The 25289-nt window shown below is 48.7% G+C and carries 18 protein-coding genes, 1 pseudogene and 2 riboswitches; of the genes and pseudogenes, 11 read left to right on the forward strand and 8 right to left on the reverse strand.

The annotated features are described in order from the left end of the window. Positions 1–294: 294 nt before the first annotated feature. The 4 genes and pseudogenes from C6W44_RS09265 (at position 295) to C6W44_RS09280 (ending at position 6532) form a co-directional block, all read left to right on the forward strand. A pseudogene (locus tag C6W44_RS09265) lies at positions 295–3135 on the forward strand (ComEC/Rec2 family competence protein). A gap of 242 nt (positions 3136–3377) precedes the next feature. Then, positions 3378–4433 (forward strand): signal peptide peptidase SppA, encoded by a 1056-nt coding sequence (sppA, locus tag C6W44_RS09270; RefSeq protein WP_105245118.1) that lies wholly within the window; start codon positions 3378–3380, stop codon positions 4431–4433. Between the two features lie 181 nt (positions 4434–4614). Beyond that, complete coding sequence (locus C6W44_RS09275) at positions 4615–5565, forward strand: alpha/beta fold hydrolase (protein WP_105245119.1); 951 nt, start codon at positions 4615–4617, stop codon at positions 5563–5565. A gap of 172 nt (positions 5566–5737) precedes the next feature. Further along, entirely contained in the window at positions 5738–6532 is a 795-nt protein-coding gene (locus C6W44_RS09280) for a CPBP family intramembrane glutamic endopeptidase (RefSeq protein ID WP_105245120.1), read from the forward strand. An 89-nt stretch (positions 6533–6621) separates the two neighbouring features. Here the strand turns inward: C6W44_RS09280 and dusA are convergent, their stop codons facing one another. The 3 genes from dusA to C6W44_RS09295 form a co-directional block, all read right to left on the reverse strand. Continuing rightward, positions 6622–7593: a tRNA dihydrouridine(20/20a) synthase DusA gene (gene dusA / locus C6W44_RS09285; RefSeq protein WP_105245121.1), complete on the reverse strand. Its 972-nt coding sequence runs from the start codon at positions 7591–7593 to the stop codon at positions 6622–6624. Positions 7594–7776: 183 nt separating this feature from the next. After that, positions 7777–9030, reverse strand: coding sequence for an MFS transporter (locus C6W44_RS09290; RefSeq protein ID WP_227526410.1), 1254 nt, complete (start codon positions 9028–9030; stop codon positions 7777–7779). A 249-nt stretch (positions 9031–9279) separates the two neighbouring features. Then, positions 9280–10899: a phospholipase D family protein gene (locus C6W44_RS09295; protein WP_105245123.1), complete on the reverse strand. Its 1620-nt coding sequence runs from the start codon at positions 10897–10899 to the stop codon at positions 9280–9282. A 532-nt stretch (positions 10900–11431) separates the two neighbouring features. Here C6W44_RS09295 and C6W44_RS09300 point away from each other — a divergent pair. The 4 genes from C6W44_RS09300 (at position 11432) to C6W44_RS09315 (ending at position 15384) form a co-directional block, all read left to right on the forward strand. After that, the gene (locus tag C6W44_RS09300) at positions 11432–12721 is read left to right on the forward strand and encodes an O-succinylhomoserine sulfhydrylase (protein ID WP_105245124.1); all 1290 of its coding nucleotides are present in this window, start codon (positions 11432–11434) and stop codon (positions 12719–12721) included. A 94-nt stretch (positions 12722–12815) separates the two neighbouring features. Continuing rightward, positions 12816–13145 carry a YbaB/EbfC family nucleoid-associated protein gene (locus tag C6W44_RS09305; protein WP_075101100.1) on the forward strand — a complete coding sequence of 110 codons (330 nt, stop codon included), beginning with the start codon at positions 12816–12818 and terminating at the stop codon, positions 13143–13145. 183 nt (positions 13146–13328) lie between these two features. Continuing rightward, the gene (gene recR, locus C6W44_RS09310; protein ID WP_105246608.1) at positions 13329–13922 is read left to right on the forward strand and encodes a recombination mediator RecR; all 594 of its coding nucleotides are present in this window, start codon (positions 13329–13331) and stop codon (positions 13920–13922) included. Positions 13923–14070: 148 nt separating this feature from the next. Next, entirely contained in the window at positions 14071–15384 is a 1314-nt protein-coding gene (locus C6W44_RS09315) for a ribonuclease D (protein ID WP_227526411.1), read from the forward strand. A gap of 55 nt (positions 15385–15439) precedes the next feature. Here the strand turns inward: C6W44_RS09315 and C6W44_RS09320 are convergent, their stop codons facing one another. The 5 genes from C6W44_RS09320 to gcvT all read right to left on the reverse strand — a co-directional run bounded on the left by C6W44_RS09320 (position 15440) and on the right by gcvT (position 22074). After that, positions 15440–16114: an esterase/lipase family protein gene (locus C6W44_RS09320; protein ID WP_105245125.1), complete on the reverse strand. Its 675-nt coding sequence runs from the start codon at positions 16112–16114 to the stop codon at positions 15440–15442. Between the two features lie 161 nt (positions 16115–16275). Then, positions 16276–19173 (reverse strand): aminomethyl-transferring glycine dehydrogenase, encoded by a 2898-nt coding sequence (gcvP, locus tag C6W44_RS09325; protein ID WP_105245126.1) that lies wholly within the window; start codon positions 19171–19173, stop codon positions 16276–16278. Between the two features lie 70 nt (positions 19174–19243). After that, the gene (locus C6W44_RS09330) at positions 19244–20002 is read right to left on the reverse strand and encodes a nitroreductase family protein (RefSeq protein ID WP_105245127.1); all 759 of its coding nucleotides are present in this window, start codon (positions 20000–20002) and stop codon (positions 19244–19246) included. Between the two features lie 439 nt (positions 20003–20441). Next, positions 20442–20822 (reverse strand): glycine cleavage system protein GcvH, encoded by a 381-nt coding sequence (gcvH, locus tag C6W44_RS09335; RefSeq protein ID WP_075101105.1) that lies wholly within the window; start codon positions 20820–20822, stop codon positions 20442–20444. Positions 20823–20889: 67 nt separating this feature from the next. Beyond that, entirely contained in the window at positions 20890–22074 is a 1185-nt protein-coding gene (gcvT, locus tag C6W44_RS09340) for a glycine cleavage system aminomethyltransferase GcvT (RefSeq protein WP_105245128.1), read from the reverse strand. A 178-nt stretch (positions 22075–22252) separates the two neighbouring features. Then, positions 22253–22410: riboswitch (glycine riboswitch) on the reverse strand. Positions 22411–22460: 50 nt separating this feature from the next. Next, a riboswitch (glycine riboswitch) is annotated at positions 22461–22639 on the reverse strand. A 248-nt stretch (positions 22640–22887) separates the two neighbouring features. On the opposite strand from gcvT, the gene C6W44_RS09345 reads away from it, so the two are divergent. From C6W44_RS09345 to C6W44_RS09355, 3 genes are all read left to right on the forward strand, one after another. Then, positions 22888–23208, forward strand: coding sequence for a YcgL domain-containing protein (locus C6W44_RS09345; protein ID WP_105245129.1), 321 nt, complete (start codon positions 22888–22890; stop codon positions 23206–23208). Between the two features lie 250 nt (positions 23209–23458). Beyond that, positions 23459–24109: a hypothetical protein gene (locus C6W44_RS09350; protein ID WP_227526412.1), complete on the forward strand. Its 651-nt coding sequence runs from the start codon at positions 23459–23461 to the stop codon at positions 24107–24109. 311 nt (positions 24110–24420) lie between these two features. Beyond that, entirely contained in the window at positions 24421–25275 is an 855-nt protein-coding gene (locus C6W44_RS09355; protein WP_105245130.1) for an AAA family ATPase, read from the forward strand. Positions 25276–25289: the final 14 nt, after the last annotated feature.

The following is a 25289-nucleotide window of genomic DNA, read 5'->3' on the forward strand; positions in this document are numbered from 1 at the left end:
TTATTAGAATATAAAGGCTAACAATGTGAGATCATCCTTAGCGCAATATAGGCAATCAGTATAGGGTAATAGTCGTGTAAATGCTATTGCATGACGTGTCAGTCGTGATGGGTTTATGATCAAATCCTCGAGCAAGGAGTGCTGGTGTATTGGTTGGTAGGTGGTTTGATTATCGTCGTGATGATGGGAGTGCTGGCCGTTGCAGATAGCATGCCAAGCGTCTCATCACTGGTTGATATCATTAATCTTTCAGTATTAGCCCTCATACTAGTGATGATGAGCCTTGCGCTTATTATGCTCTCTCGCCTTTATACACCTGCCACTCCAGCCGTGCAATCAACGCCATTTTCTTCTCAGACCTCCTCACAGTCACCTGTTATTGAGTTATCCATTACCAAACGCCTTTTGCTCCTTGTCCGTCATATAGTGGTCGTGATACTGGCAGCGGGGCTAATAGGGGTTAGCGCGTTACAAGCACTGGTCAGTCACCAGCAAGCGGAGTCGAGCAAAATCACTGCGCCACTACGCGTGCAAGCATTGGTGACAATCGAAGGTATCAGCGATAGTGTTTTGGATGCAGCTGCAGACACTGGCTATCGGCAGGTGGCAGTCATCACCCACCTCTCGCCTTTGGTCTCTGAGCTGACACCGCAAGATTTGGATAATATCACCGCCAGCCACTTAACAGATGTACAACCACATACCAATAAAAATAGCCTAAGTATTAAAAGCAATTCAATCAATCTTGATACGCTGCACACCGATAGGCATCGCATATTGCTCAGTGCTTATCCTCAATCTTCGCATCGGCCAGAGACGGCCAAGCAGTTTGCCAATCTCTCTCAGCTAAAACCAGGGGAGACGCGGTGGATGAGCTTGGCGCTGTCTCCACTGGCGACGGCAAAGCAGGCAACCAGTAGCCCCTCTGGCTTTGACAGCTATCGCTGGTTGCGCGGTCGCCATATCGATGGAGTGGCGCGTGTACTGGTGACAGCGACGCAGCCTGTCAGTACTGCTGATACAGATCTGCTTGTAGCATCATCTTCTCTTTCTCATCTGTCGCGCGTGCGTACGTATATCGATCGCGGACGCTGGCAGCTGCGCCAGCATTTTTATCAAGGCTGGCATGTGCTTACTGGCGATGAGCAACAAGCAAAAGCGGTTACGCTCAGCTTGCTGACAGGAGATAGGAGCCTTATCAGTCGCGATACCAAAGAGCTATACCAGCTGGCGGGCATCTCGCATTTACTGGCAATATCAGGCACCCACGTTTTGTTTTTGGCCATTGTGTTGGCAGGTGCAGCGGTGATGATAGTCAATCAGTTATATCCCGCCTTGTATCGTTACGTACCGCGCTGGCAAGTGCGCTGGTGGGTGATGATTGGCGCGGCTTTTGTTTATGCGCTATTTACTGGGTTTGATGTGCCTGCTGCTCGTACCGCCTGGATGCTATTTGCTATAGGACTGATGCGACTGAGCTTATTGCCTGTTAGTACCATGCGGGTATTGCTGGCGCTGGCTGTTCTTATGGCGTGGTGCGATCCTTATGTATTATGGTAGGCAGGCTATTGGTTATCCTTTGTCGCAGTGGCGCTATTACTTAAGTATGAAGACAGATCACATCACCCTCATACATTGGCCAGCACGCAGACAAATACACCATCGTCGCATCAGAATGAGGCTGGCGGCAGGCTATGGCTGCGGCAGGGATGGGGCGTAGCCAAACGTGTCTTCAAGTTACAGTTTTGGTTGTTTATTGCTTTATTGCCCATCACATTGCTACTCTTTGGCAAGGCCTCATTATGGGGTCTTATCATCAATATGTTTGCCATCGGTTTATTCGGCTGGGTCATTGTACCGCTGAATTTATTGGCAGGCTTGATTTATCTGCTATCGCCGACGCTGGCAGATGGTCTATGGTCGTTTGTCACCGCCATTATCCTGAGTTTGCATCAGCTAATCGATTGGTTGACGACATTGCCTGCATTGTCTGCCGCGTGGTTGTACACACCCATCAACATGGCTATCGTGCTAATGATGGTATTGGTGATATTGCCTTGGCTGTTGCCACGAGGGTTCATCAGTCGCGGGTTAGCACTGCCGCCTTTGGTGCTGCTCATGATGACGGTTTATGCCAATCAGCAATCATTGATGGCTGTACCGACGCTTTACTTATTGCCGACTGGCGATCAGTATATAAGCGCCAGTGTGCTGCAATACCCCATGACGGATGACAGTGGGGAGAGTGGTGAAGATGAAGTCAGTTGGTTATTTTTGGCAGATCACAGACCAAGTGATGCACCGACCATGCCAAGTAGGCTTACCGCAGAGGTATTGTCTGCCACTGTGGCGCAGCAGCTGGGTAGCTTATCAATAAAGCGCTTGCACGGTGTCGTTGTACAAAGTAGCAGCGCCGCTTTGAGTCAAAGACAAATCAATGATGATCCGCCAAAGTCCTTGCAGGCTTCTACCTCTGAGTTGTTGCCTCTGACAGTGCTGCAGCTATCGCAGCATTTACCGACTTATCAGTACTGGCAAGCAGGGCGCATCGATCGATGGCCAGCCTTGCAAGCCGCTTATCAAGTCACTCATCCCGCCGCGGCAAAGTCTTCTATTAGTGTGCAGCGCTGTGAGGAGGGCAAAACATGGCAATCGGCCAATAACAAGTTGTCCATCACCGCGATGACAGGTTGGCGTCAGATAGAGGACGCTAGCGTGTGGGACTGTACGATAGCGATCGATCTTAGCGGTATAAAGGGTAGCCGTATGCCGATACAAGTGCTTAGATATAACGCGGCTGCACCGCTCAAATCTTCTACTGCTAGCGTGCAAGCACTTCTTGATCGCTTAGCGACTCAGCCGTCTGACTCATCACCGCCGCAGCGCCATACGCCGCCTGAACGCATCATCTTAAATGCCGATAGCCATGCACGAGTCTGGCAGTTATGGTCGCTGATGTGTACAGATGAGCGCGCAACGTCGGCACAGAGTAGGTGGCTCGGTCACAGCACGTCGTCTGTCACCGCTGATGTACTAGAGCGCCAGCGTGTCGGGGTAATTATCACGCATGATGATAAAATATTGCCAGCCGCACTGCCCTTAGAGACAAGAGATACAAGTATGGCGTCACCCTAATAAAGATGCTGCCATAAAAACAAGGTTTGGCCGATCAGTGTTACAATATGGTGATATTTCACCGTTATACTATATTTTACCGTTATGCTATTGAACCATGCTAAAAATAGCACCATACTTAGCAGCACTATTCACAACTGATATCAATGGATAAAGGCATCATGGGCAAAGTATCGCGGCCCATGTGTGCTTATATGCTGTTTTTTTTATCGTTTTAGATTGTTTCTGACTTAGGAAGTTATATGCCCAATTGGCCACCAGACCCTAACAAACGTCCTGATAATACCCCAAATCAGCCAACGCCAATACAGCAGCCAAGCCAACCAAGCGGGCAAGAATGGCGACTACTAGAAAATACCTTGTTGGCCAGTGTGGTTGAGCAGCGCCGCGCCCGTCGTTGGGGGATTTTCTTTAAGCTATTAACCTTTGGCTATATTTTACTGATATTTTTGACCTTGGGCCGTGGTTGCAGCAGCAAAGCGCCAACCGGGCTCGAAGGTGTCGATACCAGTAAGCCGCATCTGGCTGTGGTCGAGCTACAAGGGGTCATTAGCAGTGGCGATGTGGCCAACGCGTATGACGTCAATGAAGCCCTGACCCGCGCCTTTGAAAACAGCAATGCCAAAGCGGTCGCCTTAGACATCAATTCGCCTGGCGGCTCGCCCGTACAGTCTGATGAGATTTGGCAGACGATGATGGACTTGCGTCAAGAATATCCAGACAAGAAACTCTATGCCGTTATCGGTGATGTCGGTGCCTCAGGCGCTTACTATATCGCGTCTGCTGCTGATGAGATTTATGTCAATCCGTCAAGCCTCGTCGGCTCTATCGGGGTGATTATGCCAAGCTATAATATCGAAGGCTTGATGGATAAGTTTGGTGTCGAAGACCGTACCATCACCGCAGGCGAGTACAAAGATATTTTAAGCTTGTCACGCCCACTGACCGACTATGAAGAAAATCATGTCGAAAAAGTACTGGCCAACACTCATAAGCACTTTATCAACGCTGTAAAAGAAGGCCGCGGTGACCGTCTAAAAAACCCTGAACAAAACAAGCTATTTTCAGGCCTTTTTTGGACAGGTGAGCAGTCCATAGAGCTGGGTTTGGCAGATAAAAAAGGCAGCATCGCCAGCTTAGAGAAGCAGCTAGAGCTAGACAATGTCGTCAACTATAGCCCAACCGATCCGTTCCAGCTCTTTATGGACCGCTTTGCTGTTAAGTTGGGCGCTGGCGTGGGTTCGAGCATCGGCCTTGATGTGTTGCCACAATCAGAGGGTAACGCGCAGATGCGCTAAGTACTGTATGTTTTCATACGATTGTGTATGATGGTTGAGGCTGGGCGTATGCTCAGCCTCATTGGTATGTCACATTCATTATCTGCCATACCAATGACAAATAACGTAAACCATATAAATCATATAAACCACCATATAAACCACATTGTCACATTTGATCAGGATCTGATGAGAGCTTGCTATGAATGATGAAGTCGAATTGCAGACCTTTAGCGCCGCACTGCCCATCTCAAAAATAACCCAGAAGCCTGTGCTGCATTTTGCCCATGCCAATGGTATGCCAAGTGCGGTCTATCAGCCGTTTTTTGAGCATTTATCTGAGTTTTTTACCATTGAGTATATCGCCAGACTGGGCGATACTCCTGGCTATCCGGTGGATAATCATTGGCGCAGCCTGACGCAGCAGGTTATTGATAGCGTAAAAAACGCGTGTGACAAGCATGGCGTGACTCAAGTGGTGGCAGTGGGTCACTCGCTTGGCGCGATGTGTACCTTGCAGGCACTGTACCGCGCGCCTGAGCACTTTGCCCAAGCGGTGCTGATGGATCCGCCATGGATTTATGGCAAAACCAGTCTACTTTGGCATATGGCCAAAACAATAGACAGACTGCCGCTTATGAATAACCGCCTAATGGACGCATTGTCGCCCTCTGGGATATCGAAACGTCGCCGTGATGTTTGGGACAGCCGAGAGGCAGCCTACGAAAAAATGCGTCATAAAGGTTTTTTTAAGAATTTTGATGAGCGCAGCTTTCAGGGCTATATCGAGCATGGATTGCACGAGCGCGCCGATGGCAAGGTGACACTGGCCATCCCCAAAGCCAGTGAGGTGGCGGTGTTTCGTACCAATCCTTCTTGGTATTGGCTGACGCCCAATCGTGGCCTTAAGGTACCTGTGACGTTGATTATCGGCGAGGATAGCTTGTTTTTAAAGCGCCGCTTTCCGCAGCAAGTTCAATCGCGGCTGGGCATTGCGTACCAGACCCATGCAGGCGGTCATATGTTCCCACTTGAGTACCCAGAGTCAGTCGCGCAGCACGTACTATCATTGATTGAGCAGCAATTAAAGCCTAGCGGCGAAAACCAACCACCTACACCGCGACAGATACAGGCTATAGTCGATTCTCAATAAAACAGATACATTATAGGTCAATGTGGCACTGGTATAAATTTTCCTTGCGAGCTGTGCCTGCGCTGCTCGATGCTGCATAAAATTTATCCCAGTCCCACTGTATCATTTTTATACTGAACTCACCATATAGGCTCTCAATAGCTAGGCAGTGTGCTACTTTAAGTGACGATTTATGCAAAAAAACACGACCATCGCCCATCAAACCTCTATCACAAAACAACCGCCGCTGTTTTCGCGTTTGGGCGCGCTTGTGCTGACGGTAGGGGTGGTGATGGCGTTTTTTATCAGTCAGCTATTAGGGGTTTATATCGCTGGCAAGTTGGTATTGCCCACTGGTAAAAGCGCCAGCATGGCTGATATTTTTTATTTTGGCAGTAATGATGGTACGGTCGTCAGCCTCTCTATCCTCATAGGCTGTGTTTTGTTAGTCGCTATGAGCGGTTTGCTGATTGGTATCAGGGGCGGCAACGTACGGCACTATCTGGCACTAACGCCGTTTTCACTCGCAGTCGGCATAGGTATGCTTGGGGTGTTATTGCTGTTTATGATTGGCAGTCAGGCTTTGACGTATGTGTTGGGTGAGACGCCGCTGGTGTTTGTCGATCCGCTGTATCAGTCTGTCAGCTCGGTGTGGCTATTGGTGTTTGCAATGGTGATCGTCGCGCCTGTTTATGAGGAGCTGATATTTCGCGGGCTCCTGTGGTCGGCAATCGCTGAGCAGTTTATAGATACAGATAATTTATCACATTTATCGCCGCGCGGGGCAGTTGTTGCAAGCGTCGTGACCAGTTTGATATTTGCGGTCATTCATGTGCAGTACGGCGTCTATGAGATCAGTACCATTGTGGTATTGGCATTGATATTTTGTTATGCGCGTTTTAAGTCAGGCTCGCTGCTGCTGCCGATACTACTACATATCATCAATAATGGCGCTGCTATGTGGCAGTATCTGGCGCAAGTGCCTTAAGTAGTAATTATTAATTGCTAATTAATGCGCGAAACACCACATTACTTAAGTTCATGTGGTGTCAATCCATGTGGTCTTAATCAGTACGGCTATACATCAGGATTGAGCGCCAACACCTCATCAGCTGCCTGCTTGACATCGTCGAGCGTTAGCTGTGGTTTGCCGCTTAAGGCTTGTCGCCATTTACGCGCGCCCATCAGTCCTTGAAACAAACCCAGATAGTGCCGCGTCATCGTAGGCAGCGCTTCGCCTTTAGCGATTTGTGTTTCTAGATAGGGGAGGAGCTGCGCCAAAATCTCTGAGCGCTTGGGCGTAGGCGCACCCCACAGACAATTGGCCTCTGCCAGCAGGTAAGGGTTGTGATAAAACGCCCGCCCAATCATCACCCCATCGACGTGCTGCAAATGCGCCTCGATATCTTTGATGGTGTCGATACCACCATTGATCTCGATATCGAGCGTAGGGAAGTCTTGTTTGAGGCGGTACACATCGTCATAGCGCAGGGGCGGTATTTCACGGTTTTGTTTGGGGCTCAAGCCTTGTAGCCAAGCGGTACGCGCATGGACAATAAAGCGTGTACAACCAGCCGCTGCTACTGTCTCGACAAAGTCCACCATAAACTCATAACTGTCAAAATCATCAATACCGATACGGTGCTTGACGGTCACAGGAATATCGACCGCAGCCTGCATATGCTTGACCAAGTCAGCAACCGTCTCAGGCTCCGCCATCAGACAAGCGCCTATTTTATTGTGCTGCACACGGTCAGATGGGCAGCCCACATTGATATTGACCTCATCATAGCCATAATACTGGGCAAACTCAGCACACTGCGTCATCTCGCTATTGTCGGCGCCGCCCAGTTGCAACACCAATGGATGCTCAAGCGCATCAAAGCGCAGATGCCGATCGCGATTGCCATGGATGAGTGCACCCGTGCTGATCATCTCAGTATAAAGATAAACATGCGGATTAAACAACCGCGCAAAGTAACGATAATCTGTCGTTGTCCAGTCAATCATAGGGGCAACAGAGAGTCGTTTATTGCTCATATCAACCATAGGGGTGGGGCCTTAATAAAGAATCGTTAAATGTGTAGTAGTGGCTAAATGTATAAGCGTGGTTTGGTTTATGGGGTCTTAAGCGCATAAAAAAAGCGTCATGCAGCTACCATGACACCGTATGTATCATCCATCATCTATAAAGCTAAGACACGACCGAGGCTGCGACCCGTTAGGTCGCGATTAGATTACATGCTCAATCTTTTTAAACTCGGGCAAGTTGTAAAAATAAAGACCCATGATGATGCCGATAAAACCGATAAATGCAACGTAGAGAGCCGGAGAGAAACTCACTAGAGTCGTGGCATAGCCGAGTCCAAAAGGAATCGAGATACCGACGATGCCGTACGTGACATTATAACAAAGTGCCATGCCAGTTAGACGTACATTGGTCGGAAACAGCTGTACCAAGATAGCTGGCATCATGCCAATAATACCTGAGCAAAAGCCTAAGAGGGCGTACATGATTAAGATATAATCGCCACCAGCGTCTAAATGATAAAAGAAAGCAAAAATCATGGCGATAAGTAGCGCGGAGCCTGCGGCAAGAATTTTACCAAAGTTTTGGTAGTTCGATAAAATCCCATAAAAAACACAGCCAAAAATCATAAACACAATGCCCAGGCTGTGTGAAAACCCAAACAAATCCGCATCTAGGTTAAAGCGCAGCTTGATCAAGTCGGGCAGCAAAATGACAACGACGGTGGTGATGCTGGAGATGATTAAGGTCAAAATCATCCCAATAAAGACAGAGTGCTTGCAGTGCTTAGACAGCAGCGTCAAGGGTTTGGCGACATAGTTTGGTGGTTTTGATGCTAGCATGGCCGTAAAAAACGGCGTTTCACGGACCAAGCGCCAGGCCAATAGCGGCAAAAAGCTCAGTATGGCTGCCACAAAAAACGGCAGTCGCCAGCCATAGTCGGCCAATTGCTCAGTGGTCATAACGTTCGACAACCACATAAAAAACGCATTTGAAAACAACACACCCACAAAAAAACTGGCCGTGACATAACTACAAGCAACCGACAAATACTGACGGGGCACGTGCTCGGCCACAAATACCCAAGCCAAGGGCACATACAGGCCAAATGCCATTCCTTGTATGAGCCGCAGCAGGATAAACAAAGCAGGTGATATCAGTCCCCACTGTGCATAGGTCGGCAAACAAGCCATGACTAGCAAACTGATGGCACTGACGAGCATACTGACGAGTAAAGTAAACTTACGCCCTTTGATATCTCCATAGCGCCCCAGCAAAACACCGCCGAATGGACGAGCAAGATAACCGACGGCAAACAGTCCTAACCCTTGTAGCCGAGCAACATTGGGATTGCTATTGACGGGGAACAGCGCCGATGCCACGATATCTGAGATATATAAATAAATCAAAAAATCAAAAAACGCGACGGCGCTACTAAAGCAAATAAACAATACCATGTTTCTATCTTTCGTAGACATCAGGGCATATTGAGAACGATTAGGCATAGTAAATCACGCATCCACACCACAAGCTAATGTGGTCGTTAAGCCGATTATCCTCTAGATAATCCGCATGATAAAAACTGACACCTCCCGATAAAAAAGAGAAGCGTCAAGACAGTAATATTCAGAGTGTTTCGCTTAAGCGTTTCGCTATTTTTAACCCATTGAAATAATTATCGAGTGAATAAAAGCCCCGCCTGAGTACTATAATAACCAATCAATCGGCAACCAAGACATGATGGTCAGCCAGACATGATCGCTCATGTCGACTCGCGGCTCTGAGTCGTACACTACCTTTTCGCCGTTTTCCATGGTGTGCCACTGCAGGCGACCGTTATCTAGCAGCTTTACCTCATAAGCTTGATTGAGCAAGTCATCACTGAGCGCGCCATGCAGCTGTCTTGCCAGCTCGTCGTCGTTGATGATCACGCCCATCTCGGTATTGATATTGGCAGAGCGTGGGTCGACGTTATACGAGCCGATAAACACTTGATAGTCATCAACGGCAAAGGTTTTGGCATGGAGACTGGTTGAGGATTGACTGCGGGCTTTCCATAGCTTGTTTTCACGCTTTTCTTCACCAGCGGTGGATTTGAGCTCATAGATTTTTACGCCTGAGCGCAGCAGCGCTGGCCGCCACTGGCTGTAGCCTGAGTGCACAGCGGTGACATCCGTTGCGTCAAAAGAGTTGGTCAAGATTTTGATATCGATACCAGCATTGGCCAGCTGTACTAAGGTGTTGACGCCGTCTTTGGTCGGGACAAAATAAGATGAGATGATGGTCAGTTTTTTGGTCGGGCTACCGAGCAGGGTACGCAGTTGATGCACCAAATTGGTATCGGCAGGGACGGCCTTGCTCAGCTTACCGACATCATCACTCAAAAACTGCATGTCTGTCCAACGAAACGGCACCCGCTTGCTCACTAAGTCCTCATCTATGGTCGACTCTTCAATCGCTGCTTTATAGACGGTCAAGCTGCTATTGGCATGGTGTTTTTCATCTTGACCAATCTTGTCTAGCGCTGCTAAAAAATCAGTGGCTGCGCCATCGCCAAGGGTCGCGAGCGTCTCGATGTCAAACGACAGCGGCGACGACCAATAGCTGGCAAAACTATTATCAATATCGGCCACGACTTTGCCGATGAGCAAGACATCCAGATCAGCAAACTGGCTATTTTGATCGTTACTCAGGTATTCATTGCCGATATTACGTCCACCGATGATGGTAATCTGCTTGTCAAAGGTCATACTCTTATTGTGCATGCGCCGATTGATTCTAGGCAGGCCTGTGACGTAGTTTAGGGTTTGAAACTTACGGTGCATCAGGGGGTTGATGATGCGTACCGCGATATTTGGATGACTGGCAAAGCGCAATAAATGCTGATCAAATTCAGAATTATTATTAAAATCATCGAGTAGCAAGCGCACGATTACCCCGCGCTCAGCCGCTTCCCACAAGTCTTTGAGCATTAGCTGGCCGGCTTGGTCATTGTGCCAGATATAATACTGGGCATCGATGTTGCGGGTGGCCATACCCGTCAAGATGCTGCGAGAGGCAAAGGCATTGGCTCCAGTGACAATCGGGTGATAGCCTGATAAGTCTGGGTGGATATCGTTTTGTTCGCTGATGGCGGCGACCAAATCTGTTTGCTCAGAGGGTTTGCTGTTTTTTGCTTGATACAGTGCATGGATGCGTGCAGACAGTGCTTGACTCTCGGGCAGGTGCGGCTGCTTGGGTAGGCTCTGACAGGCACTCAGCCCCAATGTCAGTCCGAGGGTTAGGCTCAGTGAGAAGTTGGCTGGATCTATACTAAACATCGACATGACGGATTTACCTTAATGAGCCTGTATTTACGGATTAAGTCGTTTGCTGGGTGTGGTCGGACAGCGACCTTATCGCTACGCTGTCTATGACCACAAAAAATAGAGGTTTTGAAATAATAGCATTGATTAGCAAATCGATAATAGTACTGCGTCAGGTAAAATCTGAGACTAACTCGAAATCGACGCTAAGCTTAGCAGTTGTTGCTATATCTGCCTATTATAAATACGTTATTTTTGTTAAATGGCTCAGCATATTGCAGCGTCTCTCCCAAAGTAATAGTGGGTCTGGGGTACGCGCTCGTGTGCCGCTGGGCTGAGTATGCAAAAATACGATTTAGCTGGCCTTTGAAACCAGATGTGTGGAATAAGTTGACATGTTATGATAAGGCGGATGGGTAAGATCGACAAAGATATGCCGTCATTTTACCAATCACCCCTTATCAATTTAAGGCGTGCCCTCATCAGCCCGTGTAGGTGATAATCGACTGAGTGGAGGACACGCCACAGTACTCACCAAGGCAATGGAAGATATATGAGTCAGTCGAACACGCAGGATGATAAAAACTTAAATACACTGGATCCAAACTGGCGCAGCGATGCGCTCGATTTAGGCCTTGATTATGGTATGCAAACCATCGCGGTACGAGCTGGGCACCATCGCACCGATGAAGGCGAGCATTCAGAGGCTATTTTTACCACCAGCTCTTATGTTTATGCGTCGGCCGCCGATGCTGCTGCGCACTTTAACGGTAGCAAAACAGGTAACGTGTACTCACGTCATACCAACCCCAGCGTGCGTACTTTTGAGCGCCGTTTGGCTGCGCTTGAGAATGGCGAGCGCGCGGTAGCCACCGCTTCAGGCATGGGCGCGATTTTGACCATGTGTTTGGCCTACCTAAAAGCAGGCGACCATCTGCTGGCGGCCAATCAGCTATTTGGCTCATCGATTGGGCTGTTTAATAATTACATGACAAAGTTTGGGGTCGAGGTCAGCTATGTCGATTGCTTCGATAATGACGCGTGGGCAAAAGCGGTGCAGCCAAACACCAAAGTGATATATTGCGAAAGCCCAAGTAATCCACTCGCGCAAATTTGTGATATTGGCTATCTAAGCGAGCTGTGCAAAGCCAATGGTATATTACTTGTCGTTGATAATTGCTTTGCGACGCCGGCGCTACAGCGGCCATTAGATTTGGGCGCGGATGTGGTGATTCACTCGGCGACCAAATATCTAGACGGTCAGGGCCGCGTGTTGGGCGGCGCGCTGGTCGGTAGTGATAAGCTGATGCAAGATGCCTTTACCGTGGTGCGCTCAGGCGGTATCAGTATGAGCCCGTTTAACGCGTGGGTCTTTACCAAAGGGCTTGAGACACTAAAGCTGCGTATGCAGGCGCACTGCCAAAACGCCAATCAAGTGGCAGAGTTTTTGGCCAATCACCCCAATGTCAGTACCGTGCATTTTTCAGGCTTAAGCGATCATCCCGCCCACGCGCTTGCCACGCAGCAACATCATATGCAAGGTGGCTACGGCGCTATCATGGGGTTTGAGGTGAAGCCGCAAGCTCGCTCTGATGCGGGTATTAAGGATGCAAAAGCAGCTGCTTGGCATGTGATAGACGCCACTCAAATGCTCTCTATCACCAATAATCTGGGCGATGCCAAAACCACCATCACTCATCCTGCCACCACCACCCATTTTCGCCTGAGCGCTGAGGCGCGCGCAGAAGCGGGTGTCAAAGACAATCTCATTCGTTTGTCGGTTGGGTTGGAGGACGTGGCAGATATCATCAAAGATTTGGCGCGCGGCTTAGACAGTTTGTAAAGATAACGGTATAATCACCGTCAACGCATAAACGTGACGTGATGAAAACCGACGCATTACGATACGTATTTCCATAAAATACCAAGAGGCGATTATGAATATTCAAGCATTGATGCAACAAGCACAAACGATGCAAAAGAAAGTTGAAGCAAACGTTGAAAACGCCAAAAAAGAGCTGGCTAACAAAGAAGTACAAGCAGAAGCGGGCAGTGGTCTGGTCAAAGTCACCATGACTGGTCGTCACGTGGTCAAGCGTTTGACCATCGATCCTAGCTTATTAGAAGACGAGCCAGATATGATCGAAGACCTCATCGCTGCTGCGATCAATGATGCAGTACGTCAAGCCGACGAGCTATATGAGCAAACCATGGCGAGCGCGACCTCAGGCATGGGTCTACCACCAGGTATGCAAGGCTTGTTTTAAATAGCTCAAGGGCAGGCTAAGCAAAGCAAGTATCTGGCATGGTTTTAAAAAAAACATGTGAAATATAAAGCCTTTAGCCGCCAAAAACAGCACGCTGAATACAAAAATGGGGTTGTTATCGACACGATACGACCCCATTTTTATAGCTACGATTTATACATGAAGTTAAAAAAGGAAGACACTTTGCTGACAGCCAAATTTGATCAGCTGGTCAAACAGCTGCGTATCTTGCCAGGCGTGGGACAAAAAAGCGCCCAGCGTATGGCGCTCCATTTGCTGACCAAAAAACGCCCGCAAGGCATGGCGCTCGCGCAAGCGCTGGATGAGGCAATGCGAGATATCGTTGAGTGCCAGCGCTGCCATAGCTTCAGTGATGAGGCGATTTGTCCATTATGCCAAGATCCGAGGCGTGATGATGGGCTGTTGTGTGTGGTCGAAACCGCCGCCGATGTGATGGCGATAGAGCAAACGGCAGGTTACCGTGGTCGTTATTTCGTCTTAGGTGGTCATCTGTCACCACTAGATGGCATCAGTGCTGATGATTTAAACATCGATCAACTGGTGTGGCGAGTCAAACAGGAGCCAGTGGCGGAGCTGATACTGGCGACAGGTACCACGGTCGAAGGCCAGACTACCGCCCACTTTATCAGTGAAGCGGTCAGTCGTCATGTCAGTAAAATTACCCGTTTGGCACAAGGCGTACCGATGGGCGGCGAGCTTGAGTACCTCGATAGTATGACCCTCGGGCAAGCCATGCAAAATCGCTCTTTCTTATAGTATTTTCTATATCAATTTCATAAATTCTCTATAAAAGCCAAGTCTTGTCCATTTTATTTTGCGATATTGTTATAATGGTTTTGATATTCACTTTTATTAAGGCGCGGTTTAGCGTTTTATTTTCTTCTATTTCTGCAGGTATCTGCCCGTGTCCAACCATATCTCAACCGCTGTTAATCCATCCAATCATTCAGAGCCTGCGGCCACCGCTGACGAGCCGGCGACGCCAGTCAATACCGGTGCAGAGTCAGTAAACCTGCCGCCTGAGCCTGACATCGATGCTTTATTAGATATCGCTGAAGACGCCGATGTAACATGGGTACGTGAGCAAGAGGGTTTGGCTGACGTGATAGAGGCGTTGGCGACGTGCGGGCGCGTGGCGTTAGATACAGAATTTATCAAGCGTGATACCTACTATCCGCGTTTGGCTTTGGTGCAGCTCAACACAGGCGATCATATCTATCTATTAGACGCACCGCGACTACAATTGGACGATTTTTGGCAAGCCTTGACAGAGGTAGACGTAGCGATTTGGCATGCTTGCGGCGAAGATTTGGGTATTTTTTATCTGTTGTCTGGCTGTCCACCTCTCACCAATATCTTTGATACGCAAATTGCGCTGTCGTATTTGACGGGTCAATTACAAATGGGTTATCAGCAAGCGCTTGATGACCAGTTAGACATGCATATCGATAAAGAACAAAGCCAGTCTGACTGGCTACAGCGTCCGCTATCGGATGAGCAAGAGCAATATGCGATAGACGACGTGCGGTTTTTGCCCGCGCTTTATCTAAGTCTTGAATACGAGCTAAAAAAGCAAGGTCTCTTTGACTATGTGTGGGAGGATTGTCAGCTATATGCCCGTGATCTCTATGACACGCAGCACATGGCCGATGATGAGATGTATCTAACGATGGCGGATTATCGTTATACCTCTGAGCAGATGGCGATACTACAGGCGGTGGCGACATGGCGCGAGGAGCTGGCGCGGGCGACCAATCAGCCGCGCACCTTTATCATAAAAAAACAAGCGGTACGTGAAATTATCACCGAAAAACCCAGCAACATGCGCGAGCTTGCGCACAAAACCACCATGCACCGCAGCATGCTACGCCTTTATGGTGAGGAGTTGCTCAAAGTGATTAAGGAAGCCAAAAACCTGCATCCTGCTGAGCATCCTGCCTGCTTGTTACCACCATATCGCTCCAAAAACAAAGTCCTATCAAAAGCGGTGCAGCAAGCGATCGAGGCGCACGCAGAAAAAGTCGGTGTGCCTGCTAATGTCTTGATGCGCAAAAAATGGCTGGCGCAGCTCTATGAAATCATTGCCTTTGATAAAGACCCCACCGAGCTGCCAGAAGGGCTACAAGGCTGGCGGCATAAATGGGTGATACAAACCTTGATACCGGTGATTAAAGAGCATAAAACCGAGCTACAGCAAGGGATGGGTATAAAAGCTTAAGACATTCTCATCTATGAGGTTTGGTTGGGCTTAGTGTTTTTAATGTCGAGCATTTTTAGCGTTTAAACTGTCCATGTCGTAAAAAATATTGGGTCTGCTCGGCGACCGCTTTGTCGACCAGCATTCCTGTGTGCGAGACGGGAAGGACGATGTGATCCGCCGCCGCATCGATTTTGGTCTCTGAGACATATACCGTACCATCGTGTAGTAGATGTTCTGCTGATGGTATGTTGTCTGTCTGACGCAGTTTGCGATTATGATACTGTAAAAACAACTGACCCAAACCATAAGGGCGGTTGCCTGCTATCACGCCTAAGGTAATATGCTCCGGTAAGGGCGCGACCGTGCCATCTAGCGCATCGACGTACGAGCGTCCTACTACCGCTGGGGTCAAGCGCCAAATATAATCTGCACAAACACTACCCACATGCGGCGTGCCAAGCGTTACGCAGCGTCCAATTTGCCACTTGGGATACTGAGTGACGAAATCACGAATAATCAAACCGCCCAGACTGTGACCGACCAAATCGATTGGCTGGTCAGGATGGTGGTTTTCTTCTAGCCAGCGATTGAGCCGTGCGCTATTGGTTTTGATGCCATCACGCAGACTACGATAGCCAAATTGATGGGTGTCAAATCCTGCGACTTGCAAGCGTTTGGCCAATGGCCGCATGATCCAAGCGGTTTGATGCAGACCATGGATGAGAATGACGCGGTTTTTTTGGTGCATGCTGACTTCCATTAAAAATGATATCTATTAAAAACGTACGGTTAACAACTTGATGATATGAATAGTATAGCGCTAAATGTCTCAAGCCAAATAAAAACCTCCAAATCAGCTACTGACTTGGAGGTTTGTTTTTATGTTAATTGTTTATACTTAGTTGAAAACTACATATAGTTTTCGATGCTTGGGCAAGAGCACATAAGGTTTTTATCGCCATAAGCGTCATCGACACGTGCCACACTTGGCCAGAACTTATGAGCGCGGATGTACGGCAGTGGGAATGCAGCGGTATCACGGCTATATGGATGCGACCATTCTTCACTGGTAATCATCGCCGCGGTGTGCGGCGCATTGACCAATGGATTGTCTTCTAATGTCCAACCATCTTCGCCAGCTTTGGCCTTCATAGCCTCAGCTTTGATAGATTTAAGTGCACTGATAAAGCGGTCCAATTCCTCGACAGACTCAGACTCAGTTGGCTCAATCATCAACGTACCCGCAACTGGGAAACTCATGGTTGGTGAATGGAAACCATAATCCATCAAGCGCTTGGCGATATCGCTCTCAGTGATGCCAGTTTCTTCCTTCAATGGGCGAATATCGATGATACACTCGTGCGCAACGCGGCCGTTTTTGCCCGTATAAAGAACAGGGTAGTGGTCTTGTAGCTGAGTGGCGACATAGTTGGCATTTAAGAGCGCAAGCTCCGTGGCTTTTAGCAGACCATCGCGGCCCATCATGGTGATATACATCCAAGAGATGGGTAAGATACTCGCTGAGCCATAAGGCGCTGCCGATACCGCTGAGCAGTCTTTTTGCGCGTTGTGTACAGGGCTTAACGTATGGTTGGCCATAAAGGGGGCCAAGTGCGCCTTCATGCCGATAGGGCCCATGCCAGGACCGCCGCCGCCATGCGGGATACAGAAGGTTTTATGCAAGTTCATATGTAGTACGTCAGCACCGACATCAGCAGGCTGCATCATGCCGACCTGCGCGTTCATGTTAGCGCCATCCATATAGACCTGACCGCCATGCTTATGAATCAAGTCACAGATATGACGAATGCCTTCTTCAAACACCCCGTGCGTCGATGGATAAGTAATCATCAACGCACCTAGGCTTGCGCTATGCTCTTCACATTTTGCCGTCAAGTCCTCAATGTCTACGTTACCGTTTTCGTCAGTTTTGACGACGACGACTTTCATGCCCATCATCATGGCCGTTGCAGGGTTGGTGCCGTGCGCCGACTGCGGGATCAGACACACATCACGCTCTGTTTCGCCCAATGATTCATGATAGCGGCGAATGGCAAGTAGGCCTGCGTATTCACCAGAAGCGCCTGAGTTTGGCTGCATCGATACATCGTCAAAGCCGGTGATTGCTTTTAGCTGATCTTGTAAGCTATCGATCATGGCGATATAGCCGGTGACTTGGCTGCGCGGTGCAAAGGGGTGCACGTTGGCAAATTCAGGCCAAGTAATCGGTAGCATCTCACTGGTGGCGTTTAGCTTCATGGTACAGCTGCCAAGTGAAATCATACTGCGGTTCATCGCCAAATCTTTGTCTTCTAGCGACTTTAGGTAGCGCAGCATTTCGTGCTCGGTGTGGTGCGAGTTAAACACCGGGTGGGTCAGGATGTCATCGGTACGCAAGTGCGCGCTATCGAGTGACACGCGGGCTTCTGCTGGCAAGTCATGCGCTTTACTGACAAACAACTGCGTTAGCGCCTTAAAGTCTTGCGCGTCGCTGGTTTCACTAAAGGCCACGCTCAGCTTGGTCGTACCTAGACGCCATAAGTTGTAGCCGATGTTTTCTGCGTTTTCAAAGATTTGGGTGGCCAGCTTTTCTGAGCCGCAATCGATGACCACGGTGTCAAAGAACTGCTCATGCACCACGGTAAGATTGCTGTCAGCCGCAGATTTGATCACATCAGCAAAGGCAGTTGCAAACGCATGGATGCGAGTGGCGATACGTTTGACGCCGCCTGGACCATGATAAACCGCGTACATACCTGCAAGGTTGGCGAGCAATACTTGTGAGGTACAGATGTTTGAGTTGGCTTTTTCGCGGCGGATATGCTGCTCACGTGTCTGCAGTGCCATACGTAGCGCGGTATTGCCTTGCGAATCTTTTGACACACCAATGATACGGCCAGGTGCTGAGCGCTTGGCTTTGTCAGAGAAAGCAAAATAGGCGGCGTGTGGACCACCAAAGCCCATTGGAATGCCAAAGCGCTGGGTACTACCAAGTGCCACATCTGCGCCCATATCGGCTGGTGACTTTAACAACACCAAGCTCATGATGTCGCTGACGACGCTGACGTAGGTTTTGTTTTTCTTAACCGCGGCGATGACGTCGGTTAAGTCTTTTACATCGCCCTCAACACCGACGTATTGGAAAATCGCGCCAAAGTAGTCGCCTGATTTGGCGGTTTCAAAATCACCGACGATGACCTCCCAACCGAAGTACTTGGCACGAGTATTGATGACATCTAGGGTCTGCGGATAGATGCGCTCATCCACAAAAAACTGGTTTGATTTGCTTTTGCTCACGCGCTTTGACATCGCCATCGCTTCTGCTGCGGCCGTCGCTTCATCAAGTAATGACGCGCCTGCCATCTCCAACCCTGTCAAGTCGATACATACTTGTTGGAAGTTAAGCAATGCTTCTAGGCGACCTTGAGCGATTTCTGCTTGATAAGGCGTGTAAGCGGTGTACCAGCCTGGGTTTTCTAGCACGTTACGCTGAATGACTGCAGGCATACGTACTGGCGAGTAGCCTTGACCGATGTAGCTTTTGTTTACCGTGATGTCGTCTGCCATGGTGCGTAGCTTGGCAAGTGCAGCATGCTCACTCATCGCGACTGGTAGATCAAGCGCTTTGTGCAAGCGCACAGGCTCAGGCACGGTATCGTTGATAAAGCTTGCCATATCTTGATAACCAACGGCGCTGAGCAAGTCAGCTTGTTTGGCATCGTTTGAGCCTAAATGACGATAGACAAATTCAGCTTCGTTAAATAATCCTTGGAAGGTATCAAACGTTGGGTTTTGAGAGATAGTCATGACATTCCTTGGTTAAGGGAGTGGTAAAGGAGATGGCTAAAATAACTAATATTAATAACTAATGACGGGTTTAGACGTAATGAACAAATTGAGCTTGATCAAAGCGAAACTGGGTGTTGTAAATACCATTGTCAGCGCGCTCGCCTGCGCCAATCATCATGACGATATGGTGGTCGTCGCTTAAACCTAATAGTCGCTTCATCGCAGGCTCATCAAAGCCGCCCATCGGACAGCTGTCAAAGCCATGTGCACGTAGTGCCAGCATCAGGTTTTGGGCGGCAAGCGCGGTATTGTTGGTGGCCCAGTTTTTGGTGTCTTCAAAGGTGTAGTAAGGCGACTTAATCGGTCCTTTGAGGCGTCTTGCGACCTGAGTTGCACCCCATTTGGCTGCAGAGACGATGTTGGCAGGGCCGCGCAAAAAGTCTAAAGTGACGACTTTGTTGTAGTAGTCTTTTACCTTTTTTGGGACAGGTTTATCAGGGTATTCACGCAATATCTGCTGGGCGTGGTCTTGCCACACGTCAGTACGCGCCACCACTGCAATGAGACGCGCTGAGGTTTTTGCCGCGTTTTGGTTCATGCAGTTTTTTATCGCACGTTTGCGTGTGTCTGCATCATCGATGACATAAAACTCCCACGGCTGCAGATTGCTTGAGTTGGGCGCCAGCATGGCCAGACGCAGACAGTCTGCCAGTACGGCATCTGGTATCGGTGTGTCAGTGAAACGGCGCACCGAACGACGAGACTCCACGACGTCACAAAACGCCTGTAGTGTCGCTGTGCGATCGAGTGTGGCAGTGCCAGTTTTTTTGTCATTGTCAGGTGTCATAAGAGAGTCCATGCTGAGGGTTGAGTGACCCACTTGCGCATCATCAAAGCGGGGCTGGGGCTATAATCGCGAATCGCGTCCGCATCTAACAAGTAAGTCATCGTGATAAATCAGATTATTACCAATCAGGTTGTTTAGGGCGTTGTCTTCAATTCAATCGATAGCCATCTAAATGGGCTAAAAATGGCTAAATCTGGCCAAACGGTGTCAAATAGCTGATTAATATCTCGATATTATCTGCGTTATTTTCCTTGTTTGACGGTGATTTATCTCATTTTTATCGCCATTTTTAAAATGAGGACACACCCTAGCAGTCGTGTTTTTGCCGCTGTGTTTTTCAAAGCGGCTTAAAAACGGCCTAATAGTAGGATAAACAGATACCAGCTGCCGCCAGTATCCGCCGTGTTGCTTATATAAATTTAAACAAAGACTGAGTAGATTACAGCTCGTTTTCGTACTCTTCAGCGGTCATCAATGCTTCGTAATCGGCGATGTTGTCTGGTTTGATTTTAAAGAACCAGCCTTCGCCGTACGGGTCAGAGTTGATGATTTCTGGATCATCTTCTAGTGCTTCGTTGATCGCAACCACTTCACCTGAGATAGGCGCATAGACGTCAGAGGCTGCTTTTACAGACTCGACCACAGAGATTTCGTCGTCGACGGCGAGGATATCGCCAACGTCTGGTAATTCGACAAATACCACGTCGCCGAGTAGGTCTTGAGCATGGTCAGTGATACCAACAGTGATCGTACCGTCTTCTTCTAAACGCAGCCACTCGTGACTGGCGATGTATTTTAGTTCTGCTGGGATGTTGCTCATGGGGTCTCTCCTAAGTGAGGATGGTGAATAAAATAATGGATGTTAATGATAAAGTTTATCAGAGATATCAGTCAAACTGCTGTTTGCCGTTACGGACAAAAGGGAGTTTTACGACGCGCACATCGACGAACTTGCCTTTTCCGCGTAGGTCGACCTGTACGCTATCTTCATCTGATAAGCTGGCAGGCACGCGTGCAATCGCGATCGAATTTTTTAGGCTAGGGGAGAAGGTACCGCTGGTGATGATACCGGTTTGCTCATTGTCTGTGCCTTGGTTGATGGTCACGGTCATGCCCTCACGCAAGACGCCGCGGGTGGTCAGTAGTAAGCCGACTTGTTTCATGGCGGTGTTGTCATCTTTTGCTTGTTGACGCTTACTGACTAAGGCATCACGGCCGACAAACTCACGCTCGTCTTTTAGCGCTAGCGTCCAGCCCATGTTGCACTCATACGGGCTGGTTTCTTCGTCCATGTCATGACCGTAAAGGTTCATGCCCGCTTCCATACGCAAGGTATCACGCGCGCCGAGGCCAGCAGGCTTAATGCCATTAGCTTTTAATAAGTCAAAAAAGGCCGGCGCGTCATCACCGTGCATAATGACCTCAACGCCATCCTCGCCTGTATAACCGGTACGAGCGACAAACCAATCTGTGCCTTCGATATCGGTCAAATCAGCACCGACAAAAGGCTTAAGACCTGCTAACACCTCAGCCCAGCTTGGTTTGGCTTGTGTAAGTTTTTCGACCGCATTGGGGCCTTGTACAGCAATCATGGCCAGCTCTGGGCGCTCGGTGATGCTGATGTCAAAACCTGCTGCGACTTTGTGAAACTGTGCCATGTCTTTATCATGGGTGGCGGCGTTTGAGACGATGCGATATTCGGTGGCGTCTTCATTCATTAGATAGACGATTAGGTCATCGATGACGCCGCCTTGCTCATTGAGCATGCCTGAATACAGCGCTTTGCCGACGGTTTTTAGTTTGGCGACATCATTGGCTAGTAGCTTTTGTAGCCATGCTTTGGCATCTGTGCCTTTGATATCGGCGACGACCATGTGTGAGACGTCAAACATACCGGCATCGGTACGTACCGCTTCATGCTCTTCGATTTGTGAGCCATAATGGATGGGCAGCTCCCAACCAGAAAAATCCACCAGCTTGCCATCGCTATCGACGTGAGACTGATAAAGGGGCGTGCGTTTTGGGGCTGCGGTGTTTGTGCTTGGAGTGCTGGTATTGTGAGTATCGGTCATAACAAATCCTTATGGAACATCAGCCGCATTTGATAATCAGTCATAACTTATCAAAGTAGCAGGGCAGAGGTGCATTATCATAGTGAGTAGCGATATTACAGGGCGCAAGTATCGCAACCAAGGGTGGTACAAAAAATAGAGCAATCAGCCAAACAGACGCCAAACGTCGGTTTAAGCAAAAGCCCTATCTGTCCTGTCACCTGAGATTTTCAATACGGCACATCGTCGTGGTCTCTAGAGCCTTTGCTTTACTCTTGCCATCACGATGCTGTCGCATTTTCTCCCCTTCGGTGGGTAAGGCGTCGTCCGTCCTTACCGCTCTCCAGATTTGTTATGCCTTATGTTTGTAGGCAACGCGTTAGGTGTCGCCGCAAAACAATCATGACATGTGTTTTTCAGTCCTTTTACCTGAGCGATTGGCAGGGTGGATGCGCCTTCGGTGGTCTGTGGATAATGCTCAATAGGACATTACCACGATGGGCTGATACGTATCGTTGCCGGTCTTTTATTTCAATGACCTGATAGCAGATAGGTACGCCTGCAGACTCTCTCCTGAAAAACGTTTTTATTATGAAAGGTTCACCGCGCTTTTACAAGCCATCTGCGCCATTAAAGTCGATAATTTTGGCAAAAAGTCTTTTTTGTCCCAGCGATTGTCAGTAGTAAGGCATGGTGGCAGCGTTATATCGGTGTTTGTTCTCTTGAGTGCGTTGTTAGTTTTTAGTCGGTTTACCATAGCAGAACGTAAAGCGACTACTGATGTTTGCCCGAAATATGCTAACCTATGGCGATAGATTCTGATAGGTTGTTTTTATGCATTGCGATATTTATAAGTTTCCCAAACATGATGATATGTACATCTACATTGCGCGTCCTGATTATCCAGATGATACCGATGAGATTAAAGACTGGCTGGGGGTGTTGCCCAAGGAGTTTCGTGCGGGGCTAGGGCGTAGTCAGTTTGTCATGCATCTGGATTTGGCCGCCACCTCGAAGCTGGCTCGCGTCGATAAAGAAGAGGTGCTGGCAAAGCTCCAAGCACAAGGGTACTTTGTGCAATTGCCGCCACAAGATGTCATGCGCCGCCAAGCAGAGCTACGCGCCCGCGAAGCACAAGATAGTATTTATAACTGATGGCATTCAAAGCTAATGGCACTTAAGGCTAAAGGTATGCAAGACTCAGACGCGTGTCTTTGCCTTTATCGTATATCGTATCGATTGAGGACACATCCTAGGAAGTCATGATAAACTGATCTTCTGTTAAGTGCAGATGTCTATTATATATTTTGTCATATTGAGGACACGCCCTAGTACGGCAAAACTTACCCACTACCACTAGACGCTGCTGGCGCTACTGGTGATAAACGCAGGTAATAAAACACGCATGGACTGGTTAAAAAACATATTGCATCGCTTACCGCTTGAGAGTATCAGTGATATCTTAGGAGAGATTGCTATTTGGTGGGGACAGCTGGTAAAAGATGTCCCACCCGCCGATCTGCCCATGTATGCCTATCTTGGGGGAACGGTGATCGTACTGATATTATGGCTGCTGGTGGCGCGCATGTTGCCGCGTCCACTCGGCGGTATGAGCTGGATGGTGTTGTTTGCCGTATTGCTCGCGCCCGGTACCGCGCTCGATGACCCTAGCGAGATTGCTCCTGCCAGTATCAGTGTGGTGTATGCGATTATGATGAAAGACTACACAAGTGCCATTGCCAATATGTTGCCCATTATGGTGGTGCTGGTGGTGGGCTTGTTTGTTGGGTTTGTCTGGCAGCTGATACGCGGTGCTTTTGAGTCGAGCCTAGACAAAGCGCGGAGCCGCACCGCCGCAGATACGCAGGCGACCATGCAGCTGACCACAGGCAATTATCTGGCCGAAAACACTGATATAACTGAGCATGCGAAGGTTCATGCTCCCGCACCAGTAGCTGAGACTGACGAAACGCTGGATCTCAAAAAGCGCGGTGCCAAAAATGAGGGCATACTGTCTAAACAGGCCAATCCCAACGATACGATAGACAAAGGGTGAAGAGATGGGCGTCAATAGCGGCATGGTTTAATTTGCTCAATGACTATAAGCTCGATAACTATAAACTTAATGACTATAAAGTGACTGAAAAAAAGACACCATGTGTGTCTTTTTTTATGGCTAATCATTATGCGCCATATTTAGGGCGTAAGAAGCGCTGATCGGAAGGATGGCGAACGCATGAGTATTTTGGCAATCCATCAGCCTATGCTACTCTAAATCCATCAGCCTATGCTGCTCTAATTTGTGAGTGCTATTTTATAAAATACTTTATTGATAACGATAACTGAGACTTTACTATGACGACCAAGATGGACAAGACTAACCATACCTTTACCGGCACGCAAAGCTATATCGCCACCGATGATTTACAACTGGCAGTCAATGCAGCGATGACACTACAAAAACCGCTACTGATCAAAGGTGAGCCTGGCACTGGTAAAACACTGCTGGCCGAAGAGGTGGCGCAGAGTTTGGGGATGCCGCTGATTACTTGGCATATCAAGTCAACCACCAAAGCTGAGCAAGGGCTGTATGAGTATGATGCGGTCTCACGCTTGCGCGACTCGCAGCTCGGTGACGACAAGGTGTATGAGATTGGCAATTATATCAAACCCGGTAAGCTTTGGGAGGCTTTTACCAGTCAAGAGCGCAGTGTCCTATTGATTGATGAGATCGACAAAGCCGATATCGAGTTCCCCAATGACTTGCTGCATGAGCTTGATAAAATGTCGTTTTATGTTTATGAGACAGGCGAGACCATCACCGCCGAGCAGCGCCCAGTGGTGATCATCACCTCAAACAACGAAAAAGAGCTGCCCGACGCATTTTTGCGCCGCTGCTTTTTTCACTACATCGATTTCCCTGATGAGCACACCATGCGTCAAATCATTGAGGTGCATTTCCCCAATATCCAAGAAAAACTGGTCAATGATGCGCTGGATATCTTTTATAAGCTGCGCGGTATTCAAGGGCTTAAAAAACCACCATCAACGTCGGAATTGGTCGATTGGTTAACGTTATTGCTTGCCGATGATATGGCGCAACAAGAGCTAGAAGAAAACTTGCGCGGTGAAAAGTCGATCCCGCCGCTATACGGCGCGCTACTCAAAAACGAAGCGGATGTGAGCTTGTTGCAACGTTTTGCCAACATGATGCGTCGTTAGGCGTATGGACTGAC

The sequence above is a fragment of the Psychrobacter sp. Marseille-P5312 genome, from assembly GCF_900291405.1.
Classification (GTDB): Bacteria; Pseudomonadota; Gammaproteobacteria; order Pseudomonadales; family Moraxellaceae; genus Psychrobacter; species Psychrobacter celer.